Source organism: Symbiopectobacterium sp. Eva_TO, assembly GCF_053848865.1.
Genome location: NZ_JBSPEY010000004.1, coordinates 3885860 through 3906552 on the forward strand (window position 1 = coordinate 3885860; position 20693 = coordinate 3906552).

General features: G+C 52.8%; 16 protein-coding genes and 7 pseudogenes. 10 read left to right on the forward strand and 13 right to left on the reverse strand.

Annotated elements, in window-relative coordinates:
- Positions 1-5: 5 nt before the first annotated feature.
- The 3 genes from ACWWJF_RS22920 to ACWWJF_RS22930 form a co-directional block, all read right to left on the reverse strand.
- Positions 6-575: a Slp family lipoprotein gene (locus tag ACWWJF_RS22920; RefSeq protein WP_455870659.1), complete on the reverse strand. Its 570-nt coding sequence runs from the start codon at positions 573-575 to the stop codon at positions 6-8.
- Between the two features lie 66 nt (positions 576-641).
- On the reverse strand, positions 642-1343 hold the full coding sequence (tsaB, locus tag ACWWJF_RS22925) for a tRNA (adenosine(37)-N6)-threonylcarbamoyltransferase complex dimerization subunit type 1 TsaB (protein WP_455870660.1): 702 nt from the start codon (positions 1341-1343) through the stop codon (positions 642-644).
- Positions 1344-1416: 73 nt separating this feature from the next.
- Entirely contained in the window at positions 1417-3342 is a 1926-nt protein-coding gene (locus tag ACWWJF_RS22930) for an ATP-dependent DNA helicase (protein ID WP_455870661.1), read from the reverse strand.
- Positions 3343-3536: 194 nt separating this feature from the next.
- Here ACWWJF_RS22930 and ACWWJF_RS22935 point away from each other — a divergent pair, with 194 nt between their 5' ends.
- The gene (locus ACWWJF_RS22935) at positions 3537-3884 is read left to right on the forward strand and encodes a RidA family protein (protein ID WP_455870662.1); all 348 of its coding nucleotides are present in this window, start codon (positions 3537-3539) and stop codon (positions 3882-3884) included.
- 40 nt (positions 3885-3924) lie between these two features.
- On the opposite strand, the gene ACWWJF_RS22940 is transcribed toward ACWWJF_RS22935, so the two are convergent.
- Positions 3925-4089, reverse strand: coding sequence for a YoaH family protein (locus tag ACWWJF_RS22940; protein ID WP_455870663.1), 165 nt, complete (start codon positions 4087-4089; stop codon positions 3925-3927).
- Positions 4090-4408: 319 nt separating this feature from the next.
- Between ACWWJF_RS22940 and pabB the strand changes: the two genes are divergently transcribed.
- The 3 genes from pabB (at position 4409) to ACWWJF_RS22955 (ending at position 8004) form a co-directional block, all read left to right on the forward strand.
- Positions 4409-5785 carry an aminodeoxychorismate synthase component 1 gene (gene pabB / locus ACWWJF_RS22945; RefSeq protein WP_455870664.1) on the forward strand — a complete coding sequence of 459 codons (1377 nt, stop codon included), beginning with the start codon at positions 4409-4411 and terminating at the stop codon, positions 5783-5785.
- On the forward strand, positions 5782-6399 hold the full coding sequence (locus ACWWJF_RS22950; RefSeq protein WP_455870665.1) for a CoA pyrophosphatase: 618 nt from the start codon (positions 5782-5784) through the stop codon (positions 6397-6399). Before pabB ends, ACWWJF_RS22950 begins: the two co-directional genes overlap by 4 nt.
- 240 nt (positions 6400-6639) lie before the next feature.
- Positions 6640-8004 (forward strand): L-serine ammonia-lyase, encoded by a 1365-nt coding sequence (locus ACWWJF_RS22955; protein ID WP_455870666.1) that lies wholly within the window; start codon positions 6640-6642, stop codon positions 8002-8004.
- A gap of 149 nt (positions 8005-8153) precedes the next feature.
- Here ACWWJF_RS22955 and ACWWJF_RS22960 read toward each other — a convergent pair whose 3' ends face one another.
- From ACWWJF_RS22960 to ACWWJF_RS22970, 3 genes and pseudogenes are all read right to left on the reverse strand, one after another.
- Positions 8154-9704: a TerC family protein gene (locus ACWWJF_RS22960; RefSeq protein WP_455870667.1), complete on the reverse strand. Its 1551-nt coding sequence runs from the start codon at positions 9702-9704 to the stop codon at positions 8154-8156.
- A gap of 458 nt (positions 9705-10162) precedes the next feature.
- A pseudogene (locus tag ACWWJF_RS22965) lies at positions 10163-10912 on the reverse strand (IS3 family transposase); the annotation flags it as partial.
- Between the two features lie 299 nt (positions 10913-11211).
- Positions 11212-11511: a transposase gene (locus ACWWJF_RS22970; RefSeq protein ID WP_455869719.1), complete on the reverse strand. Its 300-nt coding sequence runs from the start codon at positions 11509-11511 to the stop codon at positions 11212-11214.
- A 90-nt stretch (positions 11512-11601) separates the two neighbouring features.
- Here ACWWJF_RS22970 and ACWWJF_RS22975 point away from each other — a divergent pair.
- A pseudogene (locus ACWWJF_RS22975) lies at positions 11602-11928 on the forward strand (mannose/fructose/sorbose PTS transporter subunit IIA); the annotation flags it as partial.
- 21 nt (positions 11929-11949) lie between these two features.
- On the opposite strand, the pseudogene ACWWJF_RS22980 reads toward ACWWJF_RS22975, so the two are convergent.
- Positions 11950-12981, reverse strand: a pseudogene (locus tag ACWWJF_RS22980) (IS630 family transposase).
- 113 nt (positions 12982-13094) lie between these two features.
- Positions 13095-13909, reverse strand: a pseudogene (locus ACWWJF_RS22985) (IS5 family transposase).
- Between the two features lie 254 nt (positions 13910-14163).
- Here ACWWJF_RS22985 and ACWWJF_RS22990 point away from each other — a divergent pair.
- The 5 genes and pseudogenes from ACWWJF_RS22990 to ACWWJF_RS23010 all read left to right on the forward strand — a co-directional run bounded on the left by ACWWJF_RS22990 (position 14164) and on the right by ACWWJF_RS23010 (position 17164).
- Complete coding sequence (locus ACWWJF_RS22990) at positions 14164-14286, forward strand: hypothetical protein (RefSeq protein WP_455868630.1); 123 nt, start codon at positions 14164-14166, stop codon at positions 14284-14286.
- Positions 14287-14433: 147 nt separating this feature from the next.
- Positions 14434-15512 (forward strand): annotated as a pseudogene (locus ACWWJF_RS22995) (IS3 family transposase); the annotation flags it as partial.
- Between the two features lie 58 nt (positions 15513-15570).
- A complete protein-coding gene (locus ACWWJF_RS23000) occupies positions 15571-15822 on the forward strand; it encodes a hypothetical protein (RefSeq protein ID WP_455870668.1) in 252 nt (83 codons plus the stop codon).
- Positions 15823-15882: 60 nt separating this feature from the next.
- Positions 15883-16086 (forward strand): annotated as a pseudogene (locus ACWWJF_RS23005) (transposase); the annotation flags it as partial.
- 67 nt (positions 16087-16153) lie between these two features.
- Complete coding sequence (locus tag ACWWJF_RS23010; protein ID WP_455871225.1) at positions 16154-17164, forward strand: IS110 family RNA-guided transposase; 1011 nt, start codon at positions 16154-16156, stop codon at positions 17162-17164.
- 40 nt (positions 17165-17204) lie between these two features.
- Here ACWWJF_RS23010 and ACWWJF_RS23015 read toward each other — a convergent pair.
- From ACWWJF_RS23015 to ACWWJF_RS23030, 4 genes and pseudogenes are all read right to left on the reverse strand, one after another.
- Positions 17205-18128: pseudogene (locus ACWWJF_RS23015) on the reverse strand (IS5 family transposase).
- A 56-nt stretch (positions 18129-18184) separates the two neighbouring features.
- Positions 18185-18403, reverse strand: a complete 219-nt coding sequence (locus tag ACWWJF_RS23020) for a hypothetical protein (RefSeq protein ID WP_455870669.1) — start codon at positions 18401-18403, stop codon at positions 18185-18187.
- Positions 18404-18440: 37 nt separating this feature from the next.
- Positions 18441-19439 (reverse strand): bile acid:sodium symporter family protein, encoded by a 999-nt coding sequence (locus ACWWJF_RS23025; RefSeq protein ID WP_455871226.1) that lies wholly within the window; start codon positions 19437-19439, stop codon positions 18441-18443.
- Between the two features lie 150 nt (positions 19440-19589).
- Entirely contained in the window at positions 19590-20636 is a 1047-nt protein-coding gene (locus ACWWJF_RS23030; protein ID WP_455870670.1) for an oxidoreductase, read from the reverse strand.
- Between the last annotated feature and the right edge of the window lie 57 nt (positions 20637-20693).

Below are 20693 nucleotides of genomic sequence, written 5' to 3' on the forward strand. Positions count from 1 at the left end.
GTCATTTATTGCGTCACGATGGTCTCGATACGTGCCGGGCCCCAGTCATTGCCAAAGCCCCAACCTCGCCGGTAACACCAATCCCATCCCCACGGATCAGCCGCGCCGGGCGGCAAGATGACCTGCTGCGTTTCATTCCAGCGTTGATAACCCGTCACATTGATCACCACAAAGCGATAAGGCCTGCTGCCTATCTGACCTTGCTCCATTTCCGCGACCGAACCCACTACCGTCACCAGTCGCCCCTGAAAATCGAGAGGTTCAAGGAAGCCTTTGACGTTGGCAATAAATCGTCCTTCAGAAACGCTCTCCAACTGGGGCCGCGCCCAGCGATCCAGCGGTAGGCTGACAATCACCAATCGGGTTTTATCATTTTCGTTGTGAACGGCCACAACGCGACCGCCGAGACGCGCCTCCTGACCCAAGGCCATCTGCGGCATCAACGTGATTTGCGACAAACGGTCGTACGGTCTTTCTGAACTACTCTGGATGGATTCAGTAATCGAAGAACAGCCTGCCAGCAACAGTGCCAGCACCGCGAGCGTCACCTGTTTTGACCAATAAGAAATCGCCATAATACTGATCCCTTTGCCATTACCTACTCATTAGAGTAGGCAGTAATGCAATAAGTTGCGCGGTTATCAGGCGCGACCGGGTAATTTTTTCCAGGTGACATTGTTGCGCAGATAACGCGGCAAGGCATCGGCGACGGCGACCGTATTACCTGACTGCAACTGATGGCAGGCCAGCGGCAGCATATCCTGCGCCTGTGGCAGCAGCATATCGCCCGGCGTCAGAGCGATCTCCGCGTGGGCAGCCAGTGTCGGATACGCCTCCCACCCGGTTCCAACGGTCGCCCACTCACCACGCAGCGATAGGGTGCGCTCCAATACCTGCTGCGGCGTCAGCACGGCTTCATGTTCGTCGCCCTGCCAGTTACCGTCAACATCACGCTGATACTCGGCCCAATAGACCTCCCCCATTCTGGCGTCAATCGCCGCCAGAACGCGCGCTGCACCTGTGCGACGCCAAGCCCCCTGCGCCATCGTGGCGAGCGTGGAGATACCCAGCATCGGCAAATCTGCGCCTAACGCCAGCCCCTGAGCAATACCAATACCGATTCGCACACCGGTAAAACTGCCTGGACCTTGACCAAATGCCAGCGCATCCAGACTGTTCAACGCCACACCGGTTTCAGCCAGCACCTGTTGCACCATCGGCAACACGCGTTGGGTATGCTCACGTGGGCATACTTCATACAGGGAGAAAACTTGACCATCATTCCAGAGTGCAACGGAACAGGCTTCCGCCGCAGTATCGAGCGCTAAAATTCTCGTAGACATGCCGACCTCAGGCAGGGAAACAAAAATAACGCGGCGTAGCATAGCACACCGCGAATGGAATTACTCCGAGGCATCACACCGCCTCGGTGCGGGAAAGAAAACGGATCGCTTGAGTCAGATCGCGCGTGCGAGCAGCGGGCGGCAGGCTTTGCAGAAAGGTTTTGCCGTAAGGACGCATCACCAGACGGTTATCGCAGATAACGATAACGCCGCGATCGTCCACATCGCGAATCAAACGCCCCACCCCTTGTTTCAGGGTGATGACCGCATCGGGCAGTTGTACTTCGTCAAACGGATCGCCGCCGCGCAGGCGGCAATCTTCGATACGCGCTTTCAGCAGCGGGTCATCTGGCGAGGTAAACGGCAGTTTATCGATAATCACACAAGAGAGCGCATCACCGCGCACATCCACCCCTTCCCAGAAGCTGCTGGTCGCCACCAGCAACGCATTCCCCGCAGAGACAAACTGCGCTAACAGTTGTGCCTTGCTGGTTTCGCCCTGAAGCAACACGGGCAATGTCAGTGAGGCACGGAACTCTGCGGCCAGATCGCGCATCATTTGGTGCGAAGTACACAACATAAAGCAACGCCCGCTATTCGCCTCGATGAGAGGACGCAACTGAGTGGCCAACCGTTGTGCCGCACCCCGTTGCTGCAATTCCGGCAGAAAACGTGGCACGCAAAGCAGCGTCTGCTGTGCATAATCAAACGGGCTCGGCAGCAACATAGATTGCGCATGGTCCAATCCCAGGCGCTCGGTAAAATGCTCGACCCGGTCGTTAACCGACAGCGTCGCCGAGGTAAAGATCCATGCGGCCTTCTTCTCTTGCATCAGCTCACGAAAACGGTCCGCCACGGAGAGCGGTGTCAGCGCCAACACAAAATGCCGCGCATTGCATTCATACCAATAGCTGTAACCGGCCTGTTGCACATCCTGTAGCCGTTTGAGACGGGCGCGATACAGGGTCGCGCGTTCAAAGGCGGCATCCAGCAACGCCGAGCGCCCGAGCGACAGTTTGGCAACGTCATAGCAGAGTTCAAGCGCATCATCGAGCAACAGCAGCGCGCGTTGCAGCGAGGGTTGCGCCAACACATCACGCAGGTTGCCGCGAAAACCGGGCTCCCCCAGTGCCAGCCGAAAATCCTGTGTGCTTTGTGATAAGCGATCGGCGGATTTTTGCAGTTGAGCCGCATCGCGCACTTCGGTGCGATACGCGATAATGATATCTTTCGCCAGATCGAGCAATTGACGACTGGTGAGTTGCTGACCAAAGTAGTGACTGGCGATATCGGGGATCTGATGTGCTTCATCGAAAATAACCACATCGCTATCCGGGATAAGCTCAGCAAATCCGCTCTCTTTGACCACCATATCGGCCAGATAGATGTGATGGTTAACCACCACGACATCGGATTCCATCGCCTTACGCCGCGCTTTGACCACGAAGCATTCTTTATAATGCGGGCAATCGCTCCCCAGACAGTTGTCATTGGTGCTGGTGACTAACGGCCACACCGCACTATCTTCCGCCACGTCGGTGCAACTACTGATTTCACCATCTACCGTGGCCGATGACCATCCCCGCAAACGTACTAGTTCGCTCAGAGCTTCACCGCTCAGATCGCCGCCAGCCAGTGATTGTTGGTCCAGCCGCTCGATACACAGATAGTTCGATCGGCCTTTGAGTAACGCGACCTGCCCGGTGTAACCCAAGGCGGTGGCGATGCGCGGTAAATCACGTGAAAAAAGCTGATCTTGAAGGGCTTTCGAACCAGTGGAGACAATGACCTTGCGTTCAGAACGCAGCGCCGGAACCAGATAGGCATAGGTTTTGCCGGTCCCGGTGCCCGCTTCCACCACCAGTGCGTGTTGTTCGACAATGGCACGCTCTACCGCAGCAGCCATATCACGCTGAGGTTCACGCGGTTTAAAACCGTCAATGGCTCGCGCCAGGGTGCCTTCGGGAGAAAAATCGTCCTGTACGGAATGTTTTGTCACACACGCTCTCTATTTGTCACTGCCCAATTACCACAACCAAAACCGGAAGGGATGCGGTGAAGCTATTGTTCAATTATGCCCTGTGTCTGCCCAGGCAGCCACCCTGCATCGCGATCGCATCGCCTCACCCCACAGAATCATGGTAGGCTGCAAAACGATTTTTATCTTTTAGAATTGATGCAGGGAGACAACCAATGACAGACATTATCAGAATTCAACCAGAAGCCCGCTGGTCCGATGCCGTAATTCATAACGGTACCCTTTACTACACCAGCGTGCCGGAGAATCTGGATGCCGATGCTCAGGCGCAAACTGAAAGCACCCTGGCACAGCTTGATGCCATCCTGAGTCAGAATGGTTCAGACAAAACGCGTCTGCTGGATGTGACGATTTTCCTTGCTGATGCAGCAGACTTTAGCGCCATGAATGCCGCCTGGGATGCCTGGGTGGTGGCAGGCCAGGCGCCGGTACGCTGTACCGTAGAAGCGCGTCTGATGAACCCGAAATATAAAGTGGAAATCAAGACCATCGCCGCGCTGTAGTGCATTCTGAAAGTCGTCCGCTGAGCGCCTGCGTTAGGGCTTATTCATCCTCGTCACTTTCATCATAGGTGACCGTGTCACTTCTATGTAACCGCCGTAAGTCAGCGGCAACCAGTGCGATGGCCTCTCCACTACTCATACCTTGCGCCATCAGCGATTGAATACGTTCAACTGCGTCTTGCTGCTGCGAGTGGGTTAAGGGCATATCGTTATACACATCGTTCTAACGCACTGTTTAATCAATGAGTTACGGGTTTATCTCAGAGTGGCATTTTGAACCTCAAAAAGCCAATGGGATGGCTTGAATGCCTTAATTCACGGGGTTCTGAGCATCCTGTTCAAAAAATGGCCAAAAGATGTGTATAACGATATGGGTTAAGGGGGGCATATCATTAAACATTCAGTCAGCTTCCTTATACGCCGTGGGCGAATTGTGCTAGGCTGACGCACTGGCGTGGCCTATAAGCACGCATCATAACGCTAACAACGATATTAATCAGCACCTGCACGATGACATAACACCGATGGATTCTCGTTTACCTGATTTTCATAGACTGCCTTATCAGCCGGATGCCCTGCTGCACCTGTTTGCCCGATTCTCTCATCAGCCATGGGCCATGCTGCTGCACTCCGGTTTTGCCGATCACCAGCACAACCGTTTCGATATCATGGTGGTCGACCCGGTAGCAACGTTAACCACTCAGGGCGATGAGACGATCATCACGCGCGCGTACGGCACAGAGCGCTCCACACAAGATCCCTTCTTGTTGGTGCGCCAGACAATGACGCTGGCCGGGATCGCCGCGCACACGCATCCCGATATGCCTTTTCAGGGCGGTGCACTCGGTTTGTTTGGTTACGATCTCGGACGACGCGTCGAAACGCTTCCATCACAGGCAAAGCAAGATATCCACCTGCCGGACATGGCAGTGGGCATCTACGACTGGGCGCTGATCGCCGACCACCAACTGCAGACGCTTACGCTGGTGACCTATGGTAACCATGAAGCGCGGCTGGCCTGGTTATCCGCACCGCCAGATGTGACTTCCCTTGGCGATTTCCAACTGACTACCCCGTGGCAGTCCAATATGACACGGGATGAATACGGCATCCGCTTCCAACACATTCAAGCCTATCTGCGCGCAGGGGATTGCTATCAGGTCAATCTGGCACAGCGCTTCAGCGCAGGTTATCGCGGTGATGAATGGCAGGCTTTTCTCTCGCTCTCTGATGCCAATCGAGCCCCGTTTTCTGCGTTTATCCGCTTGCCGGAGCATTGCGTCATCAGCGTATCGCCAGAGCGTTTCTTGCAGCTACAAAATCAGCGCATTGAAACGCGCCCCATCAAGGGGACACTGCCGCGCGCTGCCGATCCACAGGAAGATGCGCGCCGCGCCAAGGCGCTTGCAGCCTCGCAGAAAGATCGCGCAGAGAATTTAATGATTGTCGACCTGCTGCGTAATGATATTGGCCGCGTTGCCGTACCCGGTAGCGTGCGGGTGCCTGCGCTGTTTCACGTTGAGCCGTTTCCGGCGGTGCACCATCTGGTCAGCACCATTGAGGCAAGGCTACCGGAAAACAGCCATGCCACGGATTTGCTGCGCGCCTGTTTTCCCGGTGGCTCCATCACCGGTGCGCCCAAAATTCGCGCCATGGAGATTATCGAAGAGCTGGAACCGCATCGCCGCAACGCCTATTGTGGCAGCATTGGCTATGTCAGCGTCTGTGGCACCATGGATACCAGCATTACCATTCGCACGCTGATTGCAGAACAGGGGCAGCTTCACTGCTGGGCGGGCGGTGGTATCGTGGCAGACAGCCAGGAGCAGGCGGAATACCTGGAAACCCTGGATAAACTGGGCCGAATTCTTCCTCTACTAAACACGGCGCACAGGTTATGAGTACAGTAATTCAGCCAGTTACCTTTCCATTCCCCCCGCTGACTGACAACTTGTCGAACTTCGTCACGCGCTTTCAGTTGCAGCGTGCACCGCAGGCCAAACCGGTGCGCCAAGTGCGTAAAGCGGCTGTGCTGGTGCCGATTGTGTGCCACTTTGATGCTCCGACGCTATTACTGACCCGGCGCGCCAGCACGCTGCGCAAGCATGCCGGGCAAGTTGCCTTCCCCGGAGGTGCCGCAAACAGTAGCGACGCCAGCTTGATCGCCACGGCATTGCGCGAAGCCCAAGAGGAAGTGTCTATTGCCCCTGAGGTTGTGACGGTGTTAGGCACCCTGCCGCCACTGGACAGTGTCAGCGGCTTTCAGGTCACGCCCGTGGTTGGGCTGTTACCGGCCAATATTCGCGTTGCGCCCAATGCGGATGAGGTGGCAGAACTGTTTGAAATGCCGTTGACCGATGCGTTTTCGCTGGCGCGCTACTATCCGCTGGATATTGAGCGACAGCGCCAAACGAACCGCGTTTATCTTTCCTGGTATCGGCAACAGTTTGTCTGGGGGCTGACTGCCGCCATCATTCGCCAGCTTGCTCTTCAAGTCTCCGCCTCAACCGACTGAAATGTAGCATTTTATTCTGATTATTCCCTACGAGGACATTAACCATACATAAACAGTGGTATTTCTATTCCCTTGATTATCCATGTCAAACGCAAGTGTGATGCGGATCTGCTATAAGTTATCTTCACCTGGTGCATAAGTTTTTTTCATGTGAAAAGCCCACTCCTGCCATATAAACCCCACTACAATAGCGCGATACAAGGAGTATTATTCTAATCTGCGCTTTTGAGGAGCTTTCGCGTGATAAGCGTTTTCGACATGTTCAAGATCGGTATTGGCCCTTCAAGCTCTCATACGGTCGGACCGATGAAAGCCGGTAAGCAATTTGTCGATGATTTGATTGAACTGGGTAAGCTTGGCGATGTTACCCGCATCGCCGTTGACGTTTATGGCTCGCTCTCCCTGACCGGGAAAGGACACCATACCGATATCGCCATCATTATGGGACTGGCGGGCAACATGCCCGATACCATCGCCATCGATGCCATTCCGGGATTTATCCGCGACGTGGAACAGCGCGAACGCTTGCTGCTGGCAAACGGTCAGCATGAAGTGGATTTTCCGCTGCACGGCGGCATGAATTTTCGCAGTGAAAATCTCTCCCTGCACGAGAATGGCATGACGATCACCGCTTTTGGCGGCGACCTCCCTCTGTATCGCAACACCTATTACTCCATCGGCGGTGGATTTATCGTTGATGAAGCCCACTTTGGACAAAGCAGCGCAGGTGTCGTTCAGGTGCCATTTCCCTTCCACTCGGCAAAAGAGATGCTGGTGCACTGTAAACAGCACGGTCTGTCCCTTTCCGGGTTGGTGATGAGCAATGAGTTGGCGCTACACAGCCGGGATGAGATTGAGCGCTACTTCGCTGATGTATGGCAAACCATGCATGCCTGCATAGAGCGCGGTATCAATACCGAAGGGGTGCTGCCCGGCCCGCTGAGCGTACCGCGCCGCGCCTCAGCGCTGCGTCGTATTCTGGGAGCCGCAGGCAAACACTCCAACGATCCGATGGACGTGGTCGATTGGGTTAACATGTTCGCACTCGCCGTGAATGAAGAAAACGCCGCTGGCGGCCGCGTCGTGACAGCGCCGACCAACGGCGCTTGCGGAATCGTTCCGGCGGTATTGGCTTATTACGATCACTTTATTGAGCCTATCACCACCGACATTGCCCTGCGTTACTTCCTGGCCGCCGGGGCGATTGGCATACTGTACAAGATGAATGCATCGATCTCCGGCGCGGAAGTTGGCTGTCAGGGTGAAATCGGTGTGGCCTGTTCCATGGCGGCAGCAGGCCTGGCGGAATTACTCGGAGCCAGTCCGGAGCAAGTATGCGTTGCAGCTGAAATTGGTATGGAACACAACCTAGGTCTCACTTGCGATCCTGTCGCGGGTCAGGTTCAGGTACCGTGCATTGAGCGCAATGCCATCGCCTCGGTGAAAGCCATCAATGCAACTCGCATGGCCATGCGTCGCACCAGCGAACCGCGCGTATCGCTCGATAAAGTGATTGAAACCATGTACGAAACAGGTAAAGACATGAATGCCAAGTACCGCGAAACCTCGCGTGGTGGTTTGGCCGTGAAAGTACAATGTGATTAACAGCGCATACGCCCACCGACATTCCTGCCCACCTCCGTCATTCCCGCGAAAGCGGGAACTTCTTGCCGAAGAAAAGCACTTTTTCTCGCAGAGATCCCCGGCTTTCGCCGGGGATGACGAAGGAAAAGTTACAGAGTCAGAAGCAAAGATTACTCTTCTTCATCCGCATAAGGATCGGCCAAACGCGTCACCCGCACAAGTTCGATTCGGTATTCCGATACGGCCATGATCTCAAAACGGAAGTGATGCAGTTCAATCACTTCGCCCACCTTGGGAATTTCATTGCTGTGTGCCAGCAACAACCCCGCCAACGACGCATATTCCTCTTTCGGATCGACCAGTTCATGGCTGTCCAGCACCTGTTGCAACGTGTGCAAATCGGTACCGCCCTTCACCAACCAGCCGCCCTCTTCGACCACAATATCCGGCGTTTCATCTTCATCCGGGAATTCACCGGCAATCGCTTCCAGAATATCCAACGGCGTCACCAACCCCTGTACCACACCAAACTCGTTGGTGACGACAACCAGACTGCCCTTGGCACGGCGCAGTACCGGTAGCAGATTGATAGCATCCAGCGTATCCGGCACCACCAGCGGCGGTGTGGCAGCAGCAAAGCTCTCTACATCTACACCGTTATCCAGCGCCACCAGCAATTCTTTGGCGCGCACCACACCGACCAACTCATCCAGAGAACCACGGCAAACTGGGAACAGGCAGTGCGGCGTATCCAGTAATTGCACGCGAATACCGTCAATCGAGCGTTCACTGTCCACCCAGGAGATCTCGGTGCGCGGAGTCATAACGCTGCGCAGCGAGCGCGATGCCAGCGTCAATACACCGCTGATCATGTAGCGTTCTTCTTCTGCGAAGGTTTCCATGGCAGGAGATGCTGGTTTGGCTTCTTCATCATCCGTGGCTTTACGCGCCCCCATCAAACGCAGGATCGCTTCGGCAGTCCGCTCGCGCATCGGGCGACGTGACTGGTGTTTGATGAAATTGCGGCGCGCAATCTGGTTAAACAGCTCAATGAGAATCGAGAAACCGATCGCAGCGTACAGGTAACCTTTCGGAATATGAAAACCGAAGCCTTCCGCCATCAAGCTCAAACCGATCATCAGCAAGAAACTAAGGCAGAGTACTACCACCGTCGGGTGGGCATTGACGAAGTTCATGAGTGGCTTGGATGCCAGCAGCATCAGCACCATCGCAATCACCACCGCCGTCATCATCACGCCGATATGGTTAACCATACCAACAGCCGTGATCACCGCATCCAGTGAGAAGACGGCATCCAGTACGACAATCTGTGCGACAACCGCCCAGAAACTGGCGTGAACCTTGGGCCCGTTATGCTCATGCGGCCGATTTTCCAGCCGTTCATGCAGCTCCGTGGTGGCTTTGAATAGCAAAAATAGCCCCCCCGCCAGCAAGATCATATCGCGCGCGGAGAAACCGTAACCAGCGATAGTGATCAGTGGGTTGGTCAGTTTCACCATCCATGAAATCAGAGACAACAGTCCCAGACGCATCAAGAGCGCCAGCGAGAGGCCGATGACACGGGCCTTGTCGCGCTGCTTCGGCGGCAACTTATCCGCCAGAATGGCGATGAACACCAGGTTATCGATGCCCAGAACGATTTCCAACACTACCAGCGTCAACAGGCCCGCCCAGATTGAGGGATCTAGCAAAAATTCCATGTCAGACTCCAGAAATGGTGCAAGCAGACAGCATCAACACCGTCGGTGTGATGTGGCGCAGCATAGGGGAAACAGCAAGAGAAGAAATACCGCCCTGGCGGCTATCGATAAATGGGTGACCCATCAGGTCAGCCCCAGAAACAGCACCGGCGCAGGCCGGCTGGGTAAGAAAGGATTGTCGGTGACGGTCCATATAGAGTGGGTCGAAACCCTGTGCTCCTAAGCAATTAAACAGGAGGCTACTCTAGCAGGTTGTTTCGAATTTTTACAAAGATTTCTTTGCTACCAAAAAACGCCAATACGCAACGTTTCTTAACATGCCCGTGATATTGTTCTCAATCACATAACAAACGACGTTTTAACCAGCAAATACGTAAGCAACGTCACACTATTTATTTTTTCAGTGGGTAAAATAAATCGGACATTGCACCCATGATGGGGAGCCCGAATTGTAGTGGTCAACTAATATTGGCCACCGCATTAGACTGTATGTAGAACAGTCGCTCAGATTCGTTTGGAGTTAAGCCGCCGTTATACCAGTGAGGCCGGATAGCGCTGTAATACCCCGTGATGTAGCGGATAATCGCGTCCTGGGCTTCGCTGAAGCTGTTGTAACCCTTTGTCGGCACCCATTCTGTCTTCAGGCTGCGGAAGAACCGCTCCATTGGCGCATTATCCCAGCAGTTACCCCGCCGACTCATACTCTGCTTTATCCGGCAGCGCCACAGGGCTTGCCGGTATTGACGGCTGGTATAGTGGCTGCCCTGGTCGCTGTGGAACATGACTCCTGTTGGTTGTCCCCGGAGTTCCCAGGCCATCTGCAACGCTTTAACTGTCAGCGCCGAGTCCGGCGACGTCGACATGGCCCAGCCCACCGGTTTGCGGGCGAACAGATCTAGCACCACCGCAAGGTAAGCCCAGCATTTGCCCGTCCAGATGTAGGTCACATCGCCGCACCAGACCTGATCCGGCGCGGTAACCGCGAACTGGCGGTTGAGATAGTTCGGTATTTCAACGTGTTCATTGCCGCCGCGTTTGTATTTGTGAGCCGGTCGCTGGCAGCTGGCGATACCCAGCTCCTTCATCAGCTTGCCAGCCAGCCAGCGTCCCATTTTGACACCAGAGCTGCCGGTGACGATGGTCGCGATACTTCGAGCGCCGGCAGAGCCGCCGCTGGCGTTCCAGGCTTCCATGACGCGACTACACTTAACCCATATCGTTATACACATCTTTTGGCCATTTTTTGAACAGGATGCTCAGAACCCCGTGAATTAAGGCATTCAAGCCATCCCATTGGCTTTTTGAGGTTCAAAATGCCACTCTGAGATAAACCCGTAACTCATTGATTAAACAGTGCGTTAGAAAGATGTGTATAACGATATGCACTTAACCACGCGCTCACCGTCGGGTTCATTAGCGGAAGCCTGCCAGTGCCTGTAGCTGCTGCGATGTACCTCAAAAGTTTGGCACAACGCCGTGACCGGGTATCGCGCCCTCAGCCTGTCGACTACCGTGAACCGTTGAGTGAGTCCGACATTAAGAGCGCCGTAGCCTTTTTTAGGATTTCGTTCTCCATTTCAAGGCATTGGACTTTTTTCTTCATCTCACGCAGCTCGAGCTGTTCAGGGGTAAGAGGAAGTCCCGTTGGCGTTTTTCCCTGTCGTTCAAGGCGAAGCTTATTGACCCAGCGACTAATGGCAGAATGGCTGACATTAACCGCCTCTGCGGCCTTAACGTATGTGTAGCCGTGGTCGACAACCAGCTTTGCGGCTTCGAGCTTAAATTCCGCCGTAAAATGTTTACCCATGAGGTCACCTGTCGTGTTGATGAGGTGAGCATATCACCTCCGCTCAGGTGGCCAGTATCAGTGTGCCACTACAAATTGAGGAGGTAGCAAGTGAGTATTGCAATTATGTTGTGCACTCACGGATCCACCGCCGGGCCACTGCTGAAAACAGCGGAAATGATTCTGGGTGAACAAAGTAACGTTGCCTGGATTGATTTCGTTCCCGGTGAAAATGCGGAAACGTTAATTGAGAAATATCAGGCTAAGCTCGAAACGTTGGATACGTCGCTTGGCGTGCTGTTTCTTGTTGATACCTGGGGCGGCAGTCCGTTCAATGCCGCCAGCCGTCTGGTCACGGATAAGGCCAACCATGACGTGATTGCCGGGGTGAATATACCAATGCTGGCAGAAACGTTTATGGCACGCGACGATAACCCTAAATAGCTGTTCCTAATACCGCTACACTTTTGTCTGTCCATGTTTTCCACTGGGAAACGGGCTGACGGTTTCCATGAAGCGGCGAACCTTGTTCAGTAACTGCCACATTGAACAGCATTGATGATTGCGGGTAATGGTTTCATGCAACGCCTACCATAACCGCTCTACATGATTTACCCATGGTGAGTACACCGGCTGATAAATAACCCTGAATTTCGGGTTTTCTTCCAGCCAGCGCTGCGTCTCCCGGCTTTTGTGAATAATGTAGTTATCAACTATCAGCGTGAGCGTTTTTGCCCGTCTGTACGTTGCTCTCAGATGCTCTAACATACTGATAAACAAACACGAACTTTTACTGTTTCCTCCAACATAGCTGACTTTTCCCGTCCCGCTGTGTAATGCACCCGCCAGATAATATTTCTCGTTCTTGCCCGGCGTCACGATGCGTTTCTGCTTCCCGCGAACCTGCCAGTCCGCGCCAATTTTGGGATTCAGATGAATATCCACTTCGTCTTCGTAAAAGACGGGATGTTCCGCGCTGCATTGTTCCAGCGCCATCGCGATGGCCTCCATTTTTTCTTCCTTATGCGGGTCGCGGATACGCAGCGTAGGAGCTGCGCGTCGCCACACCAGACCGGCAGAAGGCCGCCAACGGCGCACCGTGGAAGCATGCAACTGGCAACCGGTTATCTCATTGATTTTTATCGCTAGCAGTTCCGTGCTCCAGCGCGAACGCTGATAGCCAAAATCATGAGGGGAACGCTTTACGAGCTGGATTAACAGTGCGCAGATCTGTTCAAACGGCCAGCGACGGCCACGACCGGGCCGCAGAGATTTGAGGCCTTCAATGCCGTACAGGGTGAGCCAGTTAATCCATCTGCCGATTGACGAACGGGCGCAGCAAAGCATTCTGGCGACATCGCTCACGCGCTCGCCCCGGTGCAACATCAGGATGGCGGTCAGCCTGCGGGCGTGATTCTTGTCACGCGTTTTATGGAGAGTTTTCTTCATCAGGCGTCGTTCGTTACGGGGTATCGGTGCTATGCTCGACATCGCTCAGTTCGGTTGATGATTTGGGATCTTTATCGATTGCTCAGATCGCTCAACTCGGACTGAGTTCCCTTCAGGTGATCTACTATTCGGAACAGTTATTTAGGCTGTGTCCCTTAATTACATAACCTCTGGTAAAACAGGCGGATGCAGCCCAGTTTCAACATTGCCAGATAATTCCTCGCCGTTTTGTCGTAACGTGTCGCAATGCGACGGTATTCTTTCAGACGGCCAAAGCACCGCTCAACAACGTTCCGATTGCGGTAGGCGTCACGATCGAGCTTTGAACGACCATCCACCGCCATTTTTTCAGTGGATTTTCGGGGGATGACAGTTTTTATACCTCTGTTTTTCCGCTCGTTACGTAATACATGCCCGGAGTACGCCTTGTCAGCCAGCACCGCATGACCACGGCGTTTCATACTGCCGTTCTGGCGTTGAACACCAATACCGTCCAAAAGACGTAGTGCAAACTGACTTCCATGAGCCTGACCGGGGCTCAACACGATGTTTAACGGAAGACCACTTCCGTCTGTAGCCATATGGATTTTGGTGCCAAAACCACCTCGAGAGCGACCCTGCCCATTATCTCCGGTGATATCGGGATGTTTTTTTGAGCACCGGCAGCACATTTCAGCGCCCTGATATTGCTACCATCCAGCGCAGTCGCTGACCAGTCCACGAGGCCATGGGCATCAAGTGATGAAAGTAACTTATTGAAAATAATGTTAATGACTCCCGATTTTGACCATCGGTTAAAGCGGTTATAAACGGTTTTCCATGGGCCGTATCGCTCAGGTAAATCACGCCATGGGGCACCAGAGCACAGCACCCAGAACATGCCATTGATAATCATGCGATGCTCAGCCCATGGGCGTCCAGCCTGTGGTGTTGCTGGTTCAGCAGGGATAAGGGCTGGATGATAGCCCATGCTTCATCGGGAAGGTCGTAGCGAGCCATAGTTCAAAATGATGTAGAAACAAAAAGTTAGTATAACTCATGGGATTAAGGGACACTGCCTAGCTTCGAGGAGTTGATCGCCATCGCGCTTGAAGCGGGTCGCACTGGCGTGAAAGCGCTGAAAGCCGCTGAACCAGCGCCTGCCGCCAAACTGTAGTGGCACACTGATACTGGCCACCTGATCGGAGGTGATATGCTCACCTCATCAACACGACAGGTGACCTCATGGGTAAACATTTTACGGCGGAATTTAAGCTCGAAGCCGCAAAGCTGGTTGTCGACCACGGCTACACATACGTTAAGGCCGCAGAGGCGGTTAATGTCATATCGTTATACACATCTTTCTAACGCACTGTTTAATCAATGAGTTACGGGTTTATCTCAGAGTGGCATTTTGAACCTCAAAAAGCCAATGGGATGGCTTGAATGCCTTAATTCACGGGGTTCTGAGCATCCTGTTCAAAAAATGGCCAAAAGATGTGTATAACGATATGGGTTAATGTCAGCCATTCTGCCATTAGTCGCTGGGTCAATAAGCTTCGTCTTGAACGACAGGGAAAAACGCCAACGGGACTTCCTCTTACCCCTGAACAGCTCGAGCTGCGTGAGATGAAGAAAAAAGTCCAATGCCTTGAAATGGAGAACGAAATCCTAAAAAAGGCTACGGCGCTCTTAATGTCGGACTCACTCAACGGTTCACGGTAGTCGACAGGCTGAGGGCGCGATACCCGGTCACGGCGTTGTGCCAAACTTTTGAGGTACATCGCAGCAGCTACAGGCACTGGCAGGCTTCCGCTAATGAACCCGACGGTGAGCGCGTGGTTAAGTGTAGTCGCGTCATGGAAGCCTGGAACGCCAGCGGCGGCTCTGCCGGCGCTCGAAGTATCGCGACCATCGTCACCGGCAGCTCTGGTGTCAAAATGGGGCGCTGGCTGGCTGGCAAGCTGATGAAGGAGCTGGGTATCGCCAGCTGCCAGCGACCGGCTCACAAATACAAACGCGGCGGCAATGAACACGTTGAAATACCGAACTATCTCAACCGCCAGTTCGCGGTTACCGCGCCGGATCAGGTCTGGTGCGGCGATGTGACCTACATCTGGACGGGCAAATGCTGGGCTTACCTTGCGGTGGTGCTAGACCTGTTCGCCCGCAAACCGGTGGGCTGGGCCATGTCGACGTCGCCGGACTCGGCGCTGACAGTTAAAGCGTTGCAGATGGCCTGGGAACTCCGGGGACAACCAACAGGAGTCATGTTCCACAGCGACCAGGGCAGCCACTATACCAGCCGTCAATACCGGCAAGCCCTGTGGCGCTGCCGGATAAAGCAGAGTATGAGTCGGCGGGGTAACTGCTGGGATAATGCGCCAATGGAGCGGTTCTTCCGCAGCCTGAAGACAGAATGGGTGCCGACAAAGGGTTACAACAGCTTCAGCGAAGCCCAGGACGCGATTATCCGCTACATCACGGGGTATTACAGCGCTATCCGGCCTCACTGGTATAACGGCGGCTTAACTCCAAACGAATCTGAGCGACTGTTCTACATACAGTCTAATGCGGTGGCCAATATTAGTTGACCACTACAGTGTTACCATAACGCCTAAAACGCCCGAGGCGTGTTCTTACTCAGATTTTATGCATGACCACAGTGGCACTATTGGTAACGTGGTGGCTGAAAACAAAGAGGCTGTTGTGGTAGTTGATAAATTGCATGCTAATTGTTTGATAAAAATCTTTTTCGATGGTGAGTCGCCGGGCATGATCAACGACCAAATGGAGGCATTTAATTGCTATTACGGTGTTGGCACCGCCAGTGAGTTATCCGGCCGTGCGATTGTGTTAACGAATATCAGCGGTTATCCCCTGTCGCAGGGCTTTGTTGAATAAATAGAAAGTTTGGGTAATCATCGGATCAGATCACCATAGTTGTTTCAACATCAGGTCTCCATGGCAAAGCAAAATTTTAAAATCACTAACTGGCCCTCCTATAACAATGCCCTCAAGCAGCGCGGTTCTCTAACCGTATGGCTAGATGAATCAGCCATTGCTGCATGGACGGAAAAAACGACTACTGAACGGCGTGGACGACCGCTCCACTACTCAGATATGGCCATCACCACAGTCCTGATGATGAAACGCGTGTTTGGCCTAATGAGATGGTCACCCCCACCCTGTGAGCGGTACGCTGACAGGGTGTTTCTTTATGGAGAAGGCCATCATGCAAAACGTCACGTTTATTGGTATCGATCTCGGCAAACATTCTTTTCACATTCATTGTCAGGATAAATCAGGCAAGGCATTACTGCGGAAAAAGTTTACCCGCACCAAACTCATCGAGTTTCTGGCTACGTGTACACCTACTACCGTTGTAATGGAAGCCTGCGCCGGTGCCCATTTTATGGCTCGTCGGATCAGTGAGCTGGGGCATGAAGTAAAGTTGATCTCTCCGCAGTTTGTCCGCCCTTTTGTCAAGAGCAACAAGAACGATTTCGTTGATGCCGAAGCAATATGCGAAGCCGGATCACGCCCTTCCATGCGGTTTGTGCAGCCAAGAACTGAGGCTCAGCAGGCTATGCGAGCCTTGCATCGCGTCAGGGAGTCGTTGGTCAGAGACAACGTTAAAACGACTAACCAAATGCATGCTTTTTTACTGGAGTTTGGTCTCAGCATGCCGAAAGGTATTGCGGTAATCAAAAGGCTTTCAGCTGTTCTGGCTGATAATGACTTGCCACCTTATCTGGCACAGTTGCTGCTTCGATTACACGATCATTACCAATATTTGGTTGGGCAGATAGCAGAGCTCGAAAGAGAACTTGGACAGGCACTCTCTCTAGATGAAACTGGCCAGCATTTAATGACCATCCCTGGTGTTGGACCGATAACAGCCAGCGTTTTGTCATCACAGTTAGGCGATGGCAAGCAATATGAAAACAGTCGTAATTTTGCCGCTTCCACCGGTCTTGTACCCCGCCAATACAGTACTGGAGGGAAGAATACTCTGCTGGGTATTAGCAAGCGTGGAGATAAAAACCTTCGCCGATTGCTTGTTCAATGTGCGCGGGTATTTATCCTAAGAATTGACCATCAATCAGGGAGATTAGCTGATGGGGTAAGGTCTCAGTTGGGCAGGAAACATTCTTGCGTTGTGTGCTGTGCATTAGCAAATAAATTAGCTCGAATAGCTTGGGCAATAACGACACGAAATACCGTGTTTGAACGGCTTTGTTGAATAAATCAGAACTTGTAACGACTGTGCCCCAGGTCGATTGTTACGTGATGCGAATACTGTTCGGCATTCCTAATAGCGTGATCCGGTTAAGCGCTTTGACCATCGCCATGGCTTCACCCACCTGAGCATCGTAGTCACGCAGACTTAGATGACCACCCAGAAGCGTTTTGAACCGGAACATGGCCGTTTCAGCCACTGAGCGTCGGTGATAGCCCACTTTATTTTTCCAGGTATCCTTGCTGCCGCTCAGGCGCTGATTTGCAACAGCGTGGTTACGCTCGTGGTAGTGGTCCGGCCAATATTGCGCCCCCCTTCGCGGCGGGATAAGCGGCCTTATTTTCTTCCTCAGCAGAGCATCATGGCAGTAACCTGTATCGTAAGCGCCGTCAGCCGATGCCTCTCTGATTTTCCGGTGGGTCTGGTTTATCAGTGCCGGTAGAGCCTGGGCATCAGTCGTACCACTGAGCGACAAATCCGCACAGATAATCTCATGCGTCGCACTGTCTACTGCCAGATGCAGCTTACGCCACACCCTGCGTCTGTCGGCACCATGCTGCCGGACTTTCCATTCGCCTTAGCCAAAGACCTTCAGGCCGGTTCCATCAATGACCAGATGTGAGATTTCACCACGGGTTGGCGTTTTTATGCTGATCTTCACTGTCTTTGCTCGCTTGCTGAGCAGCGAATAGTCTGGACAATGCAGCGACAATTTAATCAGTTTAAAAATCGAGTCAACAAAACCCTGTAAAGCCCTCAATGAAAGGCCAAACACGCGTTTCATCATCAGGACTGTGGTGATGGCCATATCTGAGTAGTGGAGCGGTCGTCCACGCCGTTCAGTAGTCGTTTTTTCCGTCCATGCAGCAATGGCTGATTCATCTAGCCATACGGTTAGAGAACCGCGCTGCTTGAGGGCATTGTTATAGGAGGGCCAGTTAGTGATTTTAAAATTTTGTTTTGCCATGGAGACCTGATGTTGAAACAACTATGGTGATCTGATCCGATGATTACCCAAACTTTCTATTTATTCAACAAAGCCTGTTTGAACAGTAATGCTGGTCTAACAGTCAGCAATTTAACGAAGTTACCCATCTGGTTTTGCGAAGACTGATTATTGATGACATGAACGGCCTGACGGCCTGATATAAAACCAAAAAATGAAAATGGCTCAATGAAGCCGATGGCCTTTTTAGGAATATCAGGTGCGAAACTCATCGTGGCGCGGGCATCCTTGGCCATAAAGACGCCGGATAGATTTAAGCAAGCCCACCATTAATCAAAGATCAGTGTTGCAAAAATGGGGGTGACCATAGATTTTATTGGCATAACGCTGTGCAAACGCGGCGCACACCATTAATTGAATCTGATGAAAAATCATCAACGGCAGCACCATTGCACCAACAGCGGCCGCAGGAAACAGCACATTAGCCATAGGAATACCGTTCGCCAGACTCTTTTTGGAACCGCAGAACACGATGGTGATCTCATCTGCGGTATTGAAGCCCAATTTACGCGCAGCCAACGTATTAACCACCAGTACAATCGCCAATAGCAGAATCGAACAAATGACCACTGCAAGTAACGACCAGCCGTTAATTTGTGTCCAAATCCCCTGCACTACGGCTTCACTGAAGGCCACATAGACCACCAGGAGAATCGATGACCGGTCAGTAATATTAATCAATTTGCGATGGCGTTCGACCCAGTCCGCAATCAATGGACGAGAAAGATGCCCTAACACAAACGGCACCATCAGTTGCAGGATAATCGAGCCAATCGCGTGCAGCGTATCCGTCTCCCCGCCCTGGGTGTGCATCAACAGGCCGACAAGAATCGGAGATAAAAACACGCCAAGGATGCTAGACGCTGACGCGCTACAAATGGCAGCCGCCACATTGCCCCCCGCCATTGAGGTGTAGGCAATCGCCGATTGTACCGTGGCAGGCAGTGCACACAGGTAGAGAAACCCAAGATAGAGCGTCGGTGTCAACACGGTAGGCACCAGTGCGTTCATCCCCATGCCCAGTAGCGGAAAGAGCAAAAAGGTACTGGCGAACACCACCAGATGCAAACGCCAATGCCCCATGCCTGCGGTAATGGCTTCACGAGAGAGTTTTGCGCCGTGCATAAAAAACAGCAGCGCGATAGCTGCCGTGGTCAAATATTCAAAGAACGTTTTCACGTTACCTTCGCACGGAAAAACCGATGCTGTCAGCACCACCACAATCAATACCAGTAAGAATTTATCAATACGAAGGCGTTGTAACCATGACAATGGAGAGAATGAAGCCATTACAGGAACCTGCTGTTTTTGAAAAAAAACAGGCAATCTTACGATCGCCTTTATCAACGAAATGCTAACAAAATCAAAACTAACATTGCATCATAAGGAGATGAAATGATGAGGCACTATTCGATTTCGGTCTTATTGGTTTTTAACCATCACCGCACGTCGTTCCTGATGCGAGAGCAGGCCAAGTTCAATCAATTCCATCACCTGTATCGCCTGCGCGGCGGGCACCGGGTTTTCTCCCTTGCCTTGCAACGCATCACGCACCGCAGCGTAATAGGCAGGATAGTTACCAGGCAACGTGGTTACCGCCTGTTCGGCCATCACCCCATCCTGATGTAATGTGAGCACGCCATGACGGGAATCCAGCCCCCAATCCGTTTGCGGCGGACGTACACCGCTCCTCAAACGATCTTCTTGCGGATCAAGACCATATTTGATGAAACTGCCTTTAGTACCGTGCAGTGTAAATCGTGCAGACTCGGCGGCTACCAGCATACTGGCATGCAGTACCACTCGACGCTGTGGATAAATCAAGGTGGCATGGAAATAATCTGTGGCTTTGCCGCCTGGACGCAGTTGCGCCAGATCCACATTGACAGCCACTGGCAGCCCAAATAGCTGCAACGCTTGATCTAACAGATGTGGCCCTAAGTCATACCAGATTCCGCTGCCCACGCTGCCATCTTCACGCCAACGCTGGCGCACTTCCGGGCGGAAACGGTCAAAATGCGACTCAAGATAAACCACTTCACCCAACACATCTGTTTCAACTAACTGTTTTAGCGTTAGAAAATCGCTGTCCCAGCGACGGTTATGGAACACGGACAGTAATTTGCCACTGTGTGTCGCCACCTGTGCCAGCTCTTTCGCTTGTGACAACGTCACGGTAAAGGGCTTATCAACCACCATGTGTTTTCCCGCTAACAGCGCCTGTTTGGCCAAAGGGAAATGGGTTTCATTCGGGGTGGGAATAACAACCAGGTCAATATCTGCACGGCTGAACAGCGCTTGCGGATCGTCAACCACGGTGACGTCGGCCCAATCCGCATGCACTTTTTGCGCATCACTACTCGACACGGCAACCAGTTCCATACCCGGCACAGCGGTGATCAACGGCGCATGAAACGTCTTGCTGGCATAGCCATACCCTACCAGCCCGACGCGAATGGTATCACTCATGAATGTCCCCTCGGTAGTATTGTCCTTGTCATCAAGGCATTAGCAAGAGTATAGCAT

Excerpts from the sequence above, each read along its gene's own strand:
- ACWWJF_RS22950 (WP_455870665.1), top strand. The coding sequence starts at position 5,782 with ATGAGTACAGTAATTCAGCCAGTTACCTTTCCATTCCCCCCGCTGACT.
- tsaB (WP_455870660.1), bottom strand. The coding sequence starts at position 1,343 with ATGTCTACGAGAATTTTAGCGCTCGATACTGCGGCGGAAGCCTGTTCC.
- ACWWJF_RS22920 (WP_455870659.1), bottom strand. The coding sequence starts at position 575 with ATGGCGATTTCTTATTGGTCAAAACAGGTGACGCTCGCGGTGCTGGCA.
- ACWWJF_RS22940 (WP_455870663.1), bottom strand. The coding sequence starts at position 4,089 with ATGCCCTTAACCCACTCGCAGCAGCAAGACGCAGTTGAACGTATTCAA.
- ACWWJF_RS22960 (WP_455870667.1), bottom strand. The coding sequence starts at position 9,704 with ATGGAATTTTTGCTAGATCCCTCAATCTGGGCGGGCCTGTTGACGCTG.
- ACWWJF_RS22935 (WP_455870662.1), top strand. The coding sequence starts at position 3,537 with ATGACAGACATTATCAGAATTCAACCAGAAGCCCGCTGGTCCGATGCC.
- pabB (WP_455870664.1), top strand. The coding sequence starts at position 4,409 with ATGGATTCTCGTTTACCTGATTTTCATAGACTGCCTTATCAGCCGGAT.
- ACWWJF_RS23020 (WP_455870669.1), bottom strand. The coding sequence starts at position 18,403 with ATGGCCAAGGATGCCCGCGCCACGATGAGTTTCGCACCTGATATTCCT.
- ACWWJF_RS23010 (WP_455871225.1), top strand. The coding sequence starts at position 16,154 with ATGCAAAACGTCACGTTTATTGGTATCGATCTCGGCAAACATTCTTTT.
- ACWWJF_RS22970 (WP_455869719.1), bottom strand. The coding sequence starts at position 11,511 with ATGGGTAAACATTTTACGGCGGAATTTAAGCTCGAAGCCGCAAAGCTG.
- ACWWJF_RS23030 (WP_455870670.1), bottom strand. The coding sequence starts at position 20,636 with ATGAGTGATACCATTCGCGTCGGGCTGGTAGGGTATGGCTATGCCAGC.
- ACWWJF_RS23000 (WP_455870668.1), top strand. The coding sequence starts at position 15,571 with ATGCATGACCACAGTGGCACTATTGGTAACGTGGTGGCTGAAAACAAA.
- ACWWJF_RS22990 (WP_455868630.1), top strand. The coding sequence starts at position 14,164 with ATGGGTAAACATTTTACGGCGGAATTTAAGCTCGAAGCCGCAAAGCTG.